Annotated in this window: 12 protein-coding genes; 7 read left to right on the forward strand and 5 right to left on the reverse strand. The window is 44.0% G+C overall.

Going from position 1 to position 16,707, the window contains the following annotated elements; translation table 11 throughout:
* Positions 1-89: 89 nt before the first annotated feature.
* The 5 genes from ispF (at position 90) to ACQKCP_RS02190 (ending at position 5,222) form a co-directional block, all read left to right on the forward strand.
* Positions 90-593: a 2-C-methyl-D-erythritol 2,4-cyclodiphosphate synthase gene (gene ispF / locus ACQKCP_RS02170; RefSeq protein WP_427611100.1), complete on the forward strand. Its 504-nt coding sequence runs from the start codon at positions 90-92 to the stop codon at positions 591-593.
* Positions 594-709: 116 nt separating this feature from the next.
* The gene (gene grxD / locus ACQKCP_RS02175; protein ID WP_057759647.1) at positions 710-1,060 is read left to right on the forward strand and encodes a Grx4 family monothiol glutaredoxin; all 351 of its coding nucleotides are present in this window, start codon (positions 710-712) and stop codon (positions 1,058-1,060) included.
* 268 nt (positions 1,061-1,328) lie between these two features.
* Positions 1,329-1,868 (forward strand): hypothetical protein, encoded by a 540-nt coding sequence (locus ACQKCP_RS02180; RefSeq protein WP_394124110.1) that lies wholly within the window; start codon positions 1,329-1,331, stop codon positions 1,866-1,868.
* 260 nt (positions 1,869-2,128) lie between these two features.
* A complete protein-coding gene (mnmG, locus tag ACQKCP_RS02185) occupies positions 2,129-4,024 on the forward strand; it encodes a tRNA uridine-5-carboxymethylaminomethyl(34) synthesis enzyme MnmG (RefSeq protein WP_341609070.1) in 1,896 nt (631 codons plus the stop codon).
* A 238-nt stretch (positions 4,025-4,262) separates the two neighbouring features.
* Entirely contained in the window at positions 4,263-5,222 is a 960-nt protein-coding gene (locus ACQKCP_RS02190; protein ID WP_290175859.1) for an AEC family transporter, read from the forward strand.
* Positions 5,223-5,332: 110 nt separating this feature from the next.
* On the opposite strand, the gene ACQKCP_RS02195 is transcribed toward ACQKCP_RS02190, so the two are convergent.
* From ACQKCP_RS02195 to katG, 5 genes are all read right to left on the reverse strand, one after another.
* Positions 5,333-5,497, reverse strand: a complete 165-nt coding sequence (locus tag ACQKCP_RS02195; RefSeq protein WP_156410686.1) for a hypothetical protein — start codon at positions 5,495-5,497, stop codon at positions 5,333-5,335.
* A gap of 48 nt (positions 5,498-5,545) precedes the next feature.
* Positions 5,546-6,547: an LLM class flavin-dependent oxidoreductase gene (locus ACQKCP_RS02200; RefSeq protein ID WP_427611101.1), complete on the reverse strand. Its 1,002-nt coding sequence runs from the start codon at positions 6,545-6,547 to the stop codon at positions 5,546-5,548.
* A gap of 347 nt (positions 6,548-6,894) precedes the next feature.
* On the reverse strand, positions 6,895-9,369 hold the full coding sequence (locus tag ACQKCP_RS02205) for a membrane-bound PQQ-dependent dehydrogenase, glucose/quinate/shikimate family (protein WP_427611102.1): 2,475 nt from the start codon (positions 9,367-9,369) through the stop codon (positions 6,895-6,897).
* Between the two features lie 204 nt (positions 9,370-9,573).
* The gene (locus ACQKCP_RS02210; RefSeq protein WP_057759664.1) at positions 9,574-10,503 is read right to left on the reverse strand and encodes a LysR substrate-binding domain-containing protein; all 930 of its coding nucleotides are present in this window, start codon (positions 10,501-10,503) and stop codon (positions 9,574-9,576) included.
* Positions 10,504-10,865: 362 nt separating this feature from the next.
* Positions 10,866-13,049, reverse strand: coding sequence for a catalase/peroxidase HPI (katG, locus tag ACQKCP_RS02215; RefSeq protein ID WP_427611655.1), 2,184 nt, complete (start codon positions 13,047-13,049; stop codon positions 10,866-10,868).
* 784 nt (positions 13,050-13,833) lie between these two features.
* Here katG and ACQKCP_RS02220 point away from each other — a divergent pair.
* Together ACQKCP_RS02220 and prmC are read left to right on the forward strand one after the other, a co-directional pair.
* Positions 13,834-15,750, forward strand: a complete 1,917-nt coding sequence (locus ACQKCP_RS02220) for an AmpG family muropeptide MFS transporter (protein ID WP_427611103.1) — start codon at positions 13,834-13,836, stop codon at positions 15,748-15,750.
* Positions 15,751-15,800: 50 nt separating this feature from the next.
* A complete protein-coding gene (prmC, locus tag ACQKCP_RS02225; protein WP_427611104.1) occupies positions 15,801-16,670 on the forward strand; it encodes a peptide chain release factor N(5)-glutamine methyltransferase in 870 nt (289 codons plus the stop codon).
* Positions 16,671-16,707: the final 37 nt, after the last annotated feature.

The following is a 16,707-nucleotide window of genomic DNA, read 5'->3' on the forward strand; positions in this document are numbered from 1 at the left end:
TGGTGTCTGGCTACTAGTAAAACCACTTTGAAAATTCAGATAGTGGTTTTGAATTATTTTAATCACCTTTAACTCATCTTGGAATAATAATGATAAAAATTGGTCAAGGTATCGACGTTCATGCTTTTCATAATAATGGTCAGCAGCAACAATATGTCATTCTAGCGGGCGTGCCTATTGAGCATACTCACAGTTTGCTCGCACACTCTGATGGGGATGTGGTCTTGCACGCACTTGCTGATGCGCTTCTTGGTGCTTTAGCACTTGGCGATATCGGGCAGCATTTTCCCGATACCGATGCGGCACATGCTGGATTGGATTCACGAGTATTGCTGCGTTATGTTTATAGTAAAGTGAAAGAGGCTGGTTATAGCCTAGGCAATGCTGATATTACCGTAATGTGTGAGCGTCCAAAGTTAGCGCCGCATAATCCAGCAATGCGCGCTAATATTGCCAGTGACCTGCAAACAGATATTAGCAATATCAGTGTAAAAGCCACCACGACTGAAAAATTGGGATTTACGGGTCGTCAAGAGGGCATCATGGCCAATGCCGTGGTATTATTAGTCCCTAATGCTATCGAACCTATATAGATAGAAATTCGTGCTTGTAATACAGCGGCAGTCGCCCCATGTATCAGCCACGTCTTTACACAATTATTTTATATAAATAATCATTTTAATGAACCGCTTTATCAATAGGAGCTTTTATGAGTGAGCAAACCCCAAACACTGCTGCAAACGACGTTGAACAATTGATCCGTGATCAAATCCGTGACAATAAAGTTATTATCTACATGAAAGGCACACCGCAATTTCCACAGTGTGGCTTTTCAGCGCGCTCTATCGAAGTGTTGACTCAGATTGGTCGTCCATTTGCGTTTGTAAACATTTTAGAAAACCCAGAAATCCGTGCAACGTTGCCAAAAATCGCTAATTGGCCAACGTTCCCGCAGTTATGGATTGATGGTGAGTTGATGGGTGGATCAGACATCATCTTGCAAATGTATCAATCAGGCGAGCTAAAGCCATTGGTTGAAGCAAACAGCCCTGCTGCTTAATACTTGAAAGTGTGAATTGGATGTCTTTAATGTCCAATTAGCCTTTGCAAGATACAAGCATAGCAAACCCAGATAGTCATTTAATGGCTGTTTGGGTTTTTTTTATTGTCGCTATTAGTGTTATTAGTAGCGTATCTATTTCTGTTCCTACTAATATTTCCACGCGCCTATGTCATTAGGCTTCGTTGTTTTTATAGGATTTACCCCCATATATTGTCCAAGATGTCAGCGATATAAATAATAATTATCAGATGAGTAAGAGAGCTTTATGAATAACCAAACCAGCGAACAGTTAAATGAGCAAAGAGAAGCGGCTGAGCAGGCGGCGATTGAAAAGCGCCGTGAACGTTTAAAAAATGAATCGACACGCATTATTGAGATTGCTAACAATGAGTCATACTCAGCACTTAAATGTATTCATCAGCTTAGTGTGGCAGGCGGTGCAACTGAAGCGACATATGTTGCGATTGAGCAGCGCATTGTTGTAGACCAAGATCCTGCAGGTGCTTATCATTTGGCACTGTTGGCACAGAACACACCAGATTTGCCAATTGATGCTCGTCAGCTTATCGAGTTGGTAGTCAACAAGGGTGATAACCATCAACGCTTGGCATTGCTCAAAAACTTACCATTACCGCCGGTTGAGCTCATCAAAGAGCAGATTTTGGCCAGTGATGATGGTGAAGCGATAGGTCAAATGAACGCCTATCTACAGATCAATCCAGAAGGGTATGGTAGCCATCATATGCTGTCTAGTGGTCAATCAGATCAGATCGTACCGCTTAGCCGTGGAAACAGTAATAACTAAGACATCATCACGAACTCAAAAGCTAGCAACCAAAGTGATGATGGCATAAATATCTTTGCGCTTAATTATAATAGTTTTTGTCCTAGCGTTTTTTAAGCGTGAAAAAATTGTTATAATAATAGGTTATTCAACCAATTATGAACGACTTATCTGAGTCGTTATCTTTTTTATAAATACGACTGACGTTTATTTGCTGATTGTTTTCTTATTTGAACATAGGATATGGCAATCAGCAGCGTTATGAGTCAAGTGAGGCACACATGCAATACCCAAAACATTACGACGTGATAGTGATCGGCGGTGGTCATGCTGGTACAGAAGCTGCTCTGGCGGCTGCACGTATGGGCGCACAGACCTTATTGTTGACGCATAATATTGAGACGCTCGGGCAGATGAGTTGTAATCCTGCGATTGGTGGTATCGGTAAATCGCATTTAGTGCGTGAGATCGATGCATTGGGCGGTGCAATGGCGTTGGCAACGGACAAGGCTGGTATCCAGTTTCGCGTACTAAACAGCCGTAAAGGGGCTGCCGTTCGTGCCACGCGTGCGCAAGCAGACCGTATCTTGTATAAAGCAGCTATCCGTCATACGCTAGAAAACCAGCCAAACCTAGATATATTCCAGCAAGCTGCTGATGATATCTTGGTTGAAAACGGTCGTGCGACGGCAGTCGTGACTTCTACAGGTATTATCTTTAAGACCGAAACAGTGGTACTGACCTCAGGGACTTTCTTGGGCGGCGTTATCCATATTGGTATGGAAAACTCAAATGGTGGCCGTGCAGGGGATCAGCCTTCTATCAAGTTGGCAGATCGTTTACGTGAACTTAAGCTGCCAGTTGGTCGTCTAAAGACAGGTACGCCAGCACGTATCGATGCACGTAGTGTTGACTTTAGCGTGATGACTGTACAGCCGGGTGATACGCCGTTGCCAGTGATGAGCTATATGGGTGACGTCTCTATGCATCCTGAGCAGGTCAATTGCTATATCACCCATACCAATGCACGTACTCATGACATCATCCGCGAAAACCTTGATCGTTCGCCGATGTTCTCCGGAAAAATCGAAGGCGTGGGCCCGCGTTATTGTCCATCTATCGAAGACAAAATCCATCGCTTTGCGGATAAAGACAGCCATCAGATTTTCATCGAGCCAGAAGGTCTGACCACGCATGAGCTATATCCCAATGGTATCTCAACCAGTTTGCCATTTGATGTGCAGTTAGACTTTATTCATAGTATGAAAGGCTTAGAAAACGCGCATATTACTCGTCCAGGTTATGCGATTGAGTATGATTACTTTGATCCACAAAACCTCAAGCCAACGCTTGAAACCAAGTCGATTGATCGTCTGTACTTTGCGGGTCAGATCAACGGTACGACAGGCTATGAAGAAGCGGGCGTACAAGGTTTGCTTGCAGGTACCAATGCGGCATTGGTCACTACTAATAATAGCGAGTTTGACACATGGACACCGCGCCGCGATGAAGCGTATCTTGGTGTGCTTGTCGATGACTTGATTACCCACGGTACTACCGAGCCGTATCGTATGTTTACGAGCCGTGCAGAATATCGTTTATTGCTACGTGAAGACAATGCCGATCAGCGTTTGACTGAAACTGGTCGTAAGCTGGGTCTGGTAGACGATGTACGCTGGCAAGCCTATCAAGAAAAAATGGAAGCCATTGCGACAGAAACCTCACGCCTAAAAGATATGTGGGCAACGCCTGCTAATGCATTAGGTAAGCAAGTGACTGAGCAAACAGGTGAAGTGTTGTCTAAAGAGTCGACTGCCTTTGATTTGCTAAAGCGTCCGCAAATACATTTTGCTGATATCGCAGCTATCACGGACTCAACCGTTGATGCACAGGTGGGCGAGCAGATAGAGATTTCTGTTAAATATGCTGGCTATATCGACCGTCAACAAGAAGATATCGATCAAATGAAGCGATTAGAAAATACGGCGCTGCCATTAGACTTTGATTATAGTATCGTGTCAGGACTGTCCAATGAGATAGTACAAAAACTTACGCAAGTTCGTCCTGCAACGCTAGCTCAAGCGGGACGTGTGAGTGGTGTAACCCCTGCTGCCATTCAGTTGTTGGCAATGACGGTTAAAAAGCATAAAAAAGCAAAAGCTGCATTGGACTCATAATAGGCATGCAATAAAGCCTTTTATAATAAAGCACTTATAATATAAAAGCCCGTAATGATATTTCGTTACGGGCTTTTGTTTGTCAAAAAAACAGTCGATTTTGAAAGAAAGTCACATGTAACCTTGTCCTACTTGCTACTTTGTCTCTATACTAGGTCAGTAAATTTTCTTACTACTTGTTAATTTGTCTCGCTGATGTCCATATATTGATGGGCTTGTCACCGAACTGAGTCTACTTATGATTGATGCTATTGTTTTTGCTATTACCATTGTTTTACCCAACCTTGCCTTAATGTGGTTGGGTTTTTTTATGCAACGACGTGGTGAAGCAAGCCAAACTTTTATCGATCAGGCGTCAAGTTTTGTCTTTAATTATTGCTTGCCGTGTTTATTGTTTTTTAGCGTGGTTGATAGCGACGTCGATTATGGTAAGCAAATTACGCTTATCCTTGTTGGTATCTTGGTGACGTTTATATTATTTATTGGCGCAGAGTTTTATGCCAAACGCTTCGTCAAGCGTCCTGAAGACCAAGGTGTGTTTGTACAAGGCGTATTCCGTAGCAACATGGCCATCATTGGCCTTGCAACCGTAGCCAACGCTTACGGCGCACAAGGATTAAGTATCGGTGCTGTCTATATGGGCGTAGTGACGATACTGTTTAATATCTTGGCGGTCATTACCTTGAGCCGCGTATCCAAAAGCGTGGATGACACATGGGTTAGTCGCGGCACGATGATTGTGAAAAAGTTACTGACCAATCCTTTGATTTTGGCATTGGTTGGGGCATTCGTCTATAAAGCACTACCATTACCGCCACTCACTGGTGTGATTCATACCACTGGTGATTTACTGGCAGCGGTGGCTCTGCCGTTAGCACTGATCTGTGCAGGTGCTAGTATTAACCTAAAGTCTATGTTGCATCCTTCGGGCTTATCTATGCAGGCGAGTATTGGGCGAATTGTCATTGCACCATTAATTGCTATCGCTGTTGGACTTGGCTTTGGATTATCAGGCGTGCATATGGGGGTGTTGTTTTTGATGGTCGCATCACCAACAGCTGCAGCCAGCTATGTCATGGCAAAAGCAATGGGTGGCAATGATGTACTCGCTGCCAATATACTTGCCTTTACTACCGTTGTCGGCATGTTTGGTATGGCGATTGGGGCAGCGTCGTTACGTGCCCTTGGATTGATGTAATGCAGATTTTATACTATTCTTAAATAAGTAAGTATTTTCGCTTTATCTAATTTTGACAGCCTTAAAAAAGCCCTCTTTTCAAATAAGAAAAGAGGGCTTTTGGTATTAATCTAGCGTTCACTATTACGCTTGTCTTCACGGCGCTGCTTGCGCTTTGGGCTAGTACGATAGGTCAGATAACCACCGATAGCCATAACGGCAAGAAAGGCGACGATATACATAAATATTGACGAGCCAATCATGAGCGATGCACCGATAATGGGAGTTGCTTCCATGTCAAAAATCCAGTTAAGGTTCATCAATAATTATGCAAGTGTCTCATTTCATTGTAAAGTAAATAAGTTTAGCTCCGATGTAAGTTCAAGTGAACGGATACGGGCGGCTTGGTCATAAATATTGGCCGTCACAATTAGCTCATCTGGCTGATAGGTTGCCAAAAATGCAGCGAGTCTCGGTTTGACCGTGTCGACAGAGCCAATGAATGATACTGACAATGCATTGTCTACCATCATTTTTTCTGCTTGGCTCCAGATACTGTCCATATCGTGAGTAGGCTTAGGCATTTGACCTGTTTCGCCACGGCGCAGACGTACAAAGCTTTGCTGTGCTGAGGTAAAGTGATATTGAGCGGTCGCATCATCATCAGCCAGCAATAAGTTTGCAGCCAACATCACATAAGGCTTATCTAGATAGACAGACGGTTTGAACTGTTCACGGTAAGCCTCAATTGCTTGCCCAAGCATTTGCGGGGCAAAGTGAGAAGCAAACACGTAGGGTAGTCCTAAGTGTGCAGCCAAAGTCGCTCCAAATAGAGAAGAGCCTAATATCCAAATCGGTATGCCTGATTTTGCGCCAGGAAATGCCTGTACAGGGCTGCCATCTGTATCATTACCTAGGAAATACATTAGCTCTTGCACATCTTGTGGAAAGCGTTCTGCATCTTTCATTTGTCGACGAAGTGCCTGAAACGTCGCACCATCAGTACCAGGTGCACGGCCTAGGCCTAGGTCCACACGGTCACCATATAATGCCTGCAAAGTACCAAACTGCTCAGCAATCACGAGAGGGGCATGGTTCGGTAGCATAACGCCGCCAGCACCAATACGGATACGGTCGGTTTGACTACCGATATGCGATAGTAGTACTGAAGTAGCCGCACTGGCGATACCCGGCATATTATGATGCTCTGCCATCCAGTAGCGATTTAAGCCTGATTTTTCAGCTTGCTGCGCGGTTTCTACCGTTTGGGCGATGCCTTGAGCGATGGTTTTGCCTTGAGGCACAGGCGCGAGATCTAAAAAAGATAAAGGGATTTTATTACTCATGAATGTTCCAGTAGTGTGTAAATTATTTTCTACTGATATGCTTATAGGTAGTGATAGTTTCAAGTGCCGCTAATTACTGTTAATGAATTACAACAAAGTCCGCTAACTCTGTTTTTAAGCTTGCTTAACAATTACTACGCTGTATTTATAAAGGTTGTCGTTTGTCAAAATAAGCGATAAACAAACCATAAGTGAGGTCATAAAAGGATTTAGCAGCATTACACTATGGCATTAAAAAAAGATGGCATTAAAAAAAGCAGGCAACCTAGGTTACCTGCTTCTCTAATTGGTCGATTATAAGATAATGATAAATTAAATAATCACTATCTTAAGAACCAAATGCAACACTATTTAGCTTGGTCACCAAGCTTGTAAGCTAAGACATAATCACCGATGGTGGTGCCAACTGAACCATGACCACCTGCGACCAATACGACCATTTGCTCACCTTTAGAGTTCAAGTAAGTCATTGGCGTGGCTTGACCACCCGCTGGAATACGGACATTCCATAGTACGTCACCATTTTTCAAGTCATAAGCTCGGAAGTTGTTTTCTGTCGCCGCTGACAAGAACGCGACGCCACCTTTAGTGATGATAGGTCCGCCGATACCGGGTACGCCCAATTCCAGTTTGATAGGAATAGGAGACAAGTCTTGTACCGTACCATTTTTGCGTTGATAAGCGATATCACCTGTGGCCAGGTCAGCACCAGCGATCGTGCCCCATGGTGGCTGCTGACAAGGTACGCCTAATGGTGACAAGAAGGGGCCCAATTCTACTGCATAATCTGCACCTTCATTGGCATTGACGCCTTGCTCACCTTTATTGGTCTCTGCATCGCCCAACGTGTCTCTAGGAATGAGTTTTGAGGTAAATGCCAAGTAAGTCGGCATACCGAACATCACGCCATTCTCAGGATCGACCGCGATACCGCCCCAGTTAAAGGTTCCAAAGTTACCAGGATAGACCAAGCTACCATTGGTTGATGGTGGGGTATAGCGACCATCGTAGTTGAGCTGATTAAACTCAATACGGCACATCATTTGATCAACGAGACTGGCACCCCACATGTCTTTTTCAGTCAGTGGTTCAGGCTCAAAGCTCAAGCCAGAATAAGGCTGAGTTGGCGCTGCGTGCTCTCCCGCTATGAGATAGCCTTGCGGTGCAGGACGCTCTTTAATCGGTACAATAGGCTCACCTGTTGCGCGGTTCAAAACGTATACATCGCCTTGTTTGGTTGGTACAACCAGCGCAGGCTGTACACCATCGGCCGTATCTAGATCAAGTAAGGTTGGCTGAGCAGGCGTGTCCATATCCCAAAGGTCATGATGGACAAACTGCTGAACCCAGCGTGCTTCACCAGTTTCGATATCTAGAGCGACAACAGACGTTGCATATTTTTCTTCAGCGGCATTTCGATAACTACCTAGCTGATCAGGTGTACGGTTACCCATAGGGAAGTACGCCAATCCAAGCTCTTCATCGGCAGTAGCGACTGACCATGAGTTTGGTGAGCTGGTCTTGTAAGTTTGGGTTGGATCATTGACATCGAAAGGCGCTGTATTATCAGGATCGCCTGAGTCCCAGTTCCAAAGAAGCTCACCAGTATTAACATCATACGCACGGATTACACCAGAAGGCGAGTTAACATCATAATTATCATTGACAGCACCAGCTACGATGATGGTATCACCCGCGATAACTGGTGGTGACGTAGAATAATAGTAACCTGCTTGATTGAACGGCATGTTGTGCATCAAGTCTAATGCACCATCATCCCCAAAGTCTTGGCAGCGTTGCCCAGTATTTGGATCAAGTGCATATAGTTTCGCATCAGAAGTTGGGATAAATATCTTGGCATCGCATTGCTTAGATGCGTTTTCAAAAGTATTGCCGGCAATTTTTTGTACTTGCACAGGACTGGCCGCTTGACCCGCATAATAAGATACGCCGCGACAGGTTTGATGCTGTCGTTGTAAGTTTTCCTCTACTTGAGGATCAAACTTCCACCGCGTCTCACCAGAGTCGGCATCTAGCGCCATGACCCAGTTATGCGGGGTACATAAGTATAAACCGTTACCGATTTTTAATGGCGTTGCCTGATAAGTGGTCTCACCGACATCGTTAGGCCCTTTGACATCACCTGTTTGGATTTGCCATGCCAGTTCTAAATCTTTGACGTTATCGGTATTTATTTTATCTAGAGGTGAGTAGCGCTGACCATAATCAGTACGACCATACGCGCTCCATTCGCCATCTGGCGTTTGCTGACCGTTTGATAATGGGTCACCAAGGTTGGCTGAGGTCTCATCTGAGCTGACGTTTTGCTCGTCATCATTTGCAGCAGTTAAATCAAGCTCACCGAGTTTGTCAGTGGCATTGTTGGCTAGACTACCAAAAGAGAGTAGTGCACCTACGATTACGCTTACGAGCAGACCCCAATAATACAGAGGGCTTTTCTTAACAGTATTTGTGGTCGGTGCGCTATTTGAAGCTACTTGAGTTTTAGGACCACGCATTTTGTTGGATACCCATGGCAGTAGCATGAGCAAACCGAAGATGAGAGGGAAGCCAACACGAGGTGCTAACGCCCACCAATAGAACCCAGATTCCCAAAGTGCCCAAGTCATGGTTGCTACGATGAATAGCGTATATAACCCGTAAGCACTCCAGTGTTTTTTGAACAATAAAAAAGCTGTCGTTAGTATAATAACGCCAGCAATGAGGTAGTAAGGACTACCGCCTAAGGACAATAAATAAGCGCCGCCAATGAGTAGAGGGGCGGCAAAAATTGCCATAATGATCGCTACGAATTTTTCCATGAGCGGTATCACCTGTTTACAGAAGAGCAAGTTAATATGTATTGATATTTAGTCGCTAATCAATTTTATTCGACCAAATATCAATACAAGTGTGAATAATATATAAAAGAAACATTGAATAACGTTCTAGAATCTATTTTATCATCCACAGCTCAGTCTAGTAAGGGTGAGCAAGTCTGAGATACTTTATTTAACAAATGCTTATTAATTTGCAAATTGCTTTTGACATAGCTCCATGAACGCGCGTCCATATTGACGGATTTCTGCATCATCGCGTACCGCCATCCAACTGGTAAAGCGACCAAAATGATCGACGGGTATGGCAGTCAGGTTTTGATAATGGCTTGGCTCAAATGCCATTTCTGCGATGATACCAATACCTAGGCCCAGACCGACATAGGTGCTGATCACATCGGCATCGAGCGCCGCTAGTACGATATCTGGCTCCAATCCTGCTTCGTCGAACGTTTTGTCAATCGCGCCGCGTCCTGTAAAACCACCGTGATAAGTCACAATCGGATAGCTAGCAAGCGTGGGCAGGTCGATAGACTCTTGGCTAGCCAGTTCGTGATCACTCGGTACGATAACGCGATGCGTCCAGTCATAGTAACGGTAGCATCTAAGATAGTTATTATGTAATAAGGATTCAGTGGCGATACCGATATCGGCTTGGCCACGGATGACCATCTGAGCGATGGTCTCAGGATCTGCCTGTTGCAAAATCAAATTTACTTTAGGAAAACGATCTTTAAACTCTTTAACCACTTGCGGCAGTACATAACGCGCTTGTGTGTGAGTGGTGGCAATCGTCAACGTACCGATGTTAGGATTATTAAAATCTAAACTTAGGTTTTCAATGGTACGAATTTCAGCAAAGATAGACTCGATATGAGGCATAAGCGCTGTGCCCATAGTGGTCAGTCCTGTCAGGCGTTTGCCTTGACGCACAAATACTTCCGTCTTTAACTGATTTTCTAACGCAGCAATATGCTTCGATAGGCTTGATTGACTGGTATGTAGCACGGTCGCCGCTTGGCTTAAGTTATAACCGTTAATCACCGTATGCCATACTGTTTCTAGCTGTTTGAGCTGAATCTGCAAATGCCGTTGGTTGACCACTACGTCGATTGCCATAACTTAATCCTATTGTATAAATATACAAACCTCGTCTGTATATGAAAGTAAAAATGTCTGAACATACAGTAATAAAGTAGTGTAAAACAAAGCTATTATTCTTGTATATAATAAATAGCTATCAATTTATGATAATTATGAATATAGAATTTGCATTTTGCAATGCTAAAAAATATTCGTTCAGTAAATGCTGCTTAGTAAGTGAAACCATTTAACTTAACAACTTATAAAGAACGGTCATTATTGAGCATAAAAAAACAGCTACCTTCTAAAAGATAGCTGTTTGTTAGTTATAAAGTTATTTATTACTATTAATATTTACTACTGTTAATCAGTTGATACTGACCAACTTCAAACTCAGTTTATTTTGCAATATCAAAGCGATCTGCATTCATAACCTTGTTCCAAGCACGGACGAAGTCACGAACGAATTTCTCTAAGTTGTCATCTTGCGCGTATAGCTCAGCATAAGCACGTAATATAGAATTAGAGCCAAATACCAAGTCTACACGGCTTGCTTGCCATTTGACGTTTCCTGTACCACGCTCACGTACTTCGTAGCTATTAGCAGTATTGTCGGCTACTTTTACAGGGTGCCATGTGTAATTCATGTCTGTTAAATTGACAAAGAAGTCGTTGGTAAGCACGCCAGCACGTTCAGTAAAGACGCCATGTTGGCTCTGACCGTGGTTGGTATCAAGGACTCGCATACCACCAAGCAATACGACCATCTCAGGCGCTGTCAATCCCATTAATTGTGTGCGATCAAGTAGCATCTCTTCTGGTGATACCGCGTAGTCGCCCTGAATCCAGTTACGATAGCCATCATGTAGCGGCTCTAAATCAGCAAAAGATTCGGCGTCAGTCATTTCAGCGTCAGCATCGCCGCGACCTGGATTGAACGGTACAGTAATATCTACACCTGCATCGTTTGCTGCTTGTTCAATCGCAGCGTTACCAGCCAATACAATAAGGTCTGCTAAGCTAACGTCTTTATCAAAGCCAGACTGAATGCTGATCAATGTCTCAAGCACACGCTGTAATTGTTCTGGCTCGTTGCCTGCCCAGTCTTTTTGTGGAGCTAAACGGATGCGCGCACCATTTGCACCGCCGCGATAGTCCGAAGCGCGGAATGTACGAGCGCTGTCCCATGCTGTAATGATCAACTCACGACGACTAAGATTACTGTCTAATATTTGCGATTTTAGCGTTGCAATATCATCAGCAGTTAAGTCCGCATTACCTGTAGGAATAGGGTCTTGCCATACAAAGTCTTCGCTCGGTACGTCGGCACCTAAGTAACGAGATTTCGGCCCCAAATCGCGGTGAGTCAGTTTGAACCACGCTCTAGCGAACACTTCATCAAAGTACTCTGGGTTGTTATGGAACTTCTCTGAAATCTCACGATAGATAGGATCTTTGCTTAATGCCATATCTGCATCAGTCATGATTGGGTTACGACGAACACTTGGATCATGAGCATCTAACGGACGATCTTCTTCTTTGATATCAGTTGGTTCCCACTGCCATGCGCCCGCTGGACTTTTGGTTAGTGCCCATTCGTGGTTCAATAGTAGCTCGAAATAACCGTGGTCCCACTGGGTAGGGTTGGTAGTCCATGCGCCTTCGATACCACTTGAAACGGTATCACCTGCATTACCATGACCTTTAGGATTGCGCCAGCCTAGACCTTGCTCTTTGATATCAGCGGCTTCTGGCTCGTCTTCTAGTATCGTAGCATCACCATTACCATGACATTTACCAACGGTATGTCCACCAGCGGTTAGAGCGACAGTCTCTTCATCGTTCATTGACATACGAGCAAAGGTAGTACGCATATCTTGAGCGGTTTTTAATGGATCAGGGTTACCATCCACACCTTCAGGGTTGACATAAATCAAGCCCATTTGTACTGCTGCTAGTGGGTTTTCTAGTGACGCGCGGTCTTCGTCGCTGTCATAACGGTTTTTGGTAGCGGCTAACCATTCGCGCTCAGAACCCCAGTAGATGTCTTTTTCTGGATGCCAGATATCAGCTCGGCCACCAGCAAATCCTAGGGTTTTGAAGCCCATAGATTCATAAGCCATGTTACCTGCCAAAATCATCAAATCGGCCCATGACAATTTATTGCCGTATTTTTTCTTGATTGGCCATAATAGACGACGGGCTTTGTCAAGGTTGACGTTGTCAGGCCAGCTGTTCAATGGTGCAAAACGTTGGTTACCAGTATTAGAGCCGCCGCGACCATCAGCACCGCGGTACGTACCAGCTGAATGCCATGCCATACGAATCATCAAACCGCCATAATGACCCCAATCCGCTGGCCACCATTCTTGTGACTCAGTCATTAGGTTTTTTAAGTCAGTCTTGACCGCTTCTAGATCTAGCTGTTTAAAAGCTTCAGCATAGTCAAAGTCCTCACCCATTGGGTCAGTCTTTTTGTCTTGCTGGTGCAATATGTCTAAGTTCAGGGCGTTTGGCCACCAATCTGTCGCAGCAGATGCAGTGGTAGTATGTGCCTGATGCATGACAGGGCAGCCACCCATGCTCGGACGCTCAGGCTCATGCGAGTTATCAACGTTTTCGCTATGGATCGTTGGGCCTTGACCATCACCCTGATCATAGGTTGTGTTAGTAGGCGCATTATTATTGTTGCTTTCGTGATCTACAGGACAGCGCGCAGCATCTGGGGCAGTGTTTTTGTCAGTGGTGTTATTGGTTGAGTCGGACATGGTATAACTCCTGGGTTGTGATAATCGAAAAGAACAAACCGTGAATCTCGGTAGTCGTTGTTTATGTACAAAGCATAACTAAGCTGAGTAGATTTATAAAACTAATATATAAGAATTATAAGTTTTAAATTACCAATCATAAAAAGCTTGATGTTTTGTTTATCTCAATCATTATTAATGCCCGCGCTTATTATCGCCAATTAAGAGTAAACCAATAGAGTGCACCCAACCAATCAAGCCTGCGTCAGTTTTACTACTACCTTTATATTACCTATAAATAATGTCATTGTCAGACATCTTTCGAAATAGAAATTAGTAATAAAAAAGAGAGCTAAGATAACCTTGGTAAAACACTGCGGTTTTTTGCGTTACGATTAAGAAATATAAGCGATTGCACATGGTCTGCAATCGCTAAGTTAATGCAAAAACATCTAGTCAAGATAAAGGTTCTCAAGTACCATAACTGGATTTTGTTGTAATGATAATATTGGTGCAACGTAGAGCAATTTTTATCGATCCTTTTGTCGATAACTGATTCTAAAGATTGATAAAAATTGTGCGCGGTTGTGTTCTTTGTCTGAATTGTTGGTGAGTTATTATGTCTGCTGTCAAATCTGTACTGCCCAATCAACCAATTGCCAAAAAGTCATGGGGCGAGGCTACAAAAGCTTATCTCGATCCTCGTGTCATTATTATGCTGTTTTTGGGGTTCTCAGCGGGTATACCTATTCTGCTGATTTTCTCAAGTCTGTCGCTATGGCTGAGAGAAGCAGGCATTGATCGTAGTGTCGTCACTATGTTCAGCTGGGCAGCATTGGGTTATTCGTTCAAATTTATTTGGGCGCCATTGATTGATGCGCTCCCTGTGCCGTTTTTGACCAAGTGGCTAGGGCGTCGTCGTAGTTGGATGGTGGTATCACAGTTGCTTATCGTGCTGGCTATTTTTTTGATGGCAAGGGTAAACCCTGTCAGTGAAGATGTCTTGGTTTATATGGCAGGCGCGGCCGTGTTGCTCGGGTTCTCTTCTGCGACGCAAGATATCGTGATTGATGCGTATCGTATTGAGCTTGCGCCGCCGTCTATGCAGTCTATTCTGTCCTCTATCTATGTGTCAGGCTACCGTATTGGTATGATCGTCGCAGGGGCAGGCGCGTTATATTTGGCTGATTATTTCGGCTCAAATGAGACGTTTTATAGTTATGAAGCGTGGCGCAATACCTATTACATCATGGCAGGGGTCATGACGTTAGGGGTATTAACGACGTTTGCCAGTTATGAGCCAACCGCTGAGACCCTGCAAAGTAAAAAGCAGAAGGGTAACTTAAAAGTATTCCTGATTTATTCAGCGTTACTGCTTATCCCAGGCCTACTGTTTGGTGTTATTTACCTGATTAATATTTTGATCAATACAGTATTTGATAGCACAGTGGCCTTGATACCACTAATGGTAATGCCAGCGATTAAATTTTACTTTTTAGCTTTGGTCGCGTGTGCGCCATTGTTATTGCTGTACTTTATTATTAACCAACCAAAAATCATTAACAAAGCCCCGTTGGTCGCTGAAACTCGTGAAGATTACGTCAGACTGGTAGCGTTGTTTGTATTTTCAGTGATTGCCTTTATCGCTGCTTACATATTGATGGGACAAGTCTTACCCGAGTTCAAAGGCGCATTTTCTAGCTTCTTTGTAGAAACCTTGCACTTATTAGTAAGCCTAGGCGCGGCGATGGCAGCAGGTTATGCCCTGGTACAAGTAGGACTGGTGAAAAAAGAAGTGGCCATGGCAACATGGATCGAGCCTGTCTTAGATTTTTTCCGACGTTATGGCAAAAAAGCCCTGCTGCTATTAGCCTTGATTGGACTATACCGTATCTCAGATATCGTCGCAGGCGTGATCTCCAACGTCTTTTATCAAGATATGGGCTTTAGCAAAACAGATATCGCCAATGCCGTAAAACTGGTCGGTGTAATTATGGCAATTGCAGGTGGCTTCTTGGGCGGGATTTTGGCTCAGCGCTTCCGTATTATGCACGCCATGATGATTGGTGCGATTTTAGCGTGTGCGACTAACCTGTTGTTTGTGGTATTAACATACAACCCAGGTAGCCTGCCCATCATGTATATGGCAGTGATATTTGATAACTTGGCTGCGGGCCTTGCGAGCGCTGTATTTATTGCTTTCTTATCAGCACTGACCTCGATTCGTTTTACCGCGGTACAGTATGCGATTTTTTCCTCATTGATGACGCTGATACCCAAAGTGATGGGTGGTTATTCTGGTGCTATCGTCGATAATATGGGTTATCCATTTTTCTTTATCTTTACCTTTGCTATTGGTATTCCAATTCTGGCACTGATCTACTTTGTCGATAGACATATTGTCATTGGTGATAACGATGATATTTATGGCGATGACAATAATGATGGCAGCGGTGGCAATGGGGTAGGTGACAAACTAAGCAAAACCAATCCTAACCTGACCGATACCAAAGAACCGCCACGCGCATCAGAGTAGGCTAAGCAGCATTTTACTTCTATCCATTCATTGTTTTTTAAGAGCTATCTATGACCGTATCAACCATTCGTCACATCAAGCAGCAGATTCAACAGCTAACGAATGGTGATACTGATAATCAGCTGCCGTCGTTTTGGCTAACGGATTGGTTGTTGTATGTCATTGATAAGCCTGCGATAGCGTTGATGACTGATGAAGATTATCAGCTAACTGATAGTGAGGTCGCACGGTTCAATGACGGCGTGAATAAGATGCAGCAAGGCATACCACTTGCGTACCTAACCGGACAGCAGGAGTTTTGGTCACTTAGCTTTAAGGTAAACGAGCATACCTTAGTTCCTAGACCCGATACCGAAGTACTGGTCGAGCAGGTATTGAACTGGATAAACGCTAAGACAGCACAACTTAGTAATAAGCGATTGCTAGACTTAGGGACAGGGTCAGGTTGTATCGCTATCAGTCTTGCCCATGAACTTAAGAAAGCTAATTGGCAAGTCGTGGCGGTTGATTTATCACTAGAGGCGCTTAAAGTTGCTCAGCATAACGCCGTGAGCAATAATGTTGCCAATGTTGAGTTTGTCCAAAGCAGTTGGTATCAAGCGCTACCTATTTACGATGAGCCGCAGTTTGATATCATCGTGTCAAACCCTCCTTATATTGACGAAACAGACGAGCATTTGGCAGGTCTGACAGCTGAACCGATTAGTGCGCTCAGTGCACCCAATCAGGGTTTGGCTGATATCGAGCATATCGTCCAGCAAGCAACGACCTATCTATGTATAGGTGGGTTATTGGCCATTGAACATGGTTATGATCAAGGTGATGCGGTTCGGCAGCTGTTTCTAGACAATGGGTTTGAATCAGTACATACCGTAAAAGACTACGGTGGTAATGATCGTGTCACGCTAGGACAAGTTTAATAGGTAGTTTTTTGGTAGTAGATTTCTTTGGTTATAG

It is taken from the genome of Psychrobacter sp. NPDC078631, from assembly GCF_050268165.1.
In the GTDB taxonomy this organism is placed as follows: Bacteria; Pseudomonadota; Gammaproteobacteria; order Pseudomonadales; family Moraxellaceae; genus Psychrobacter.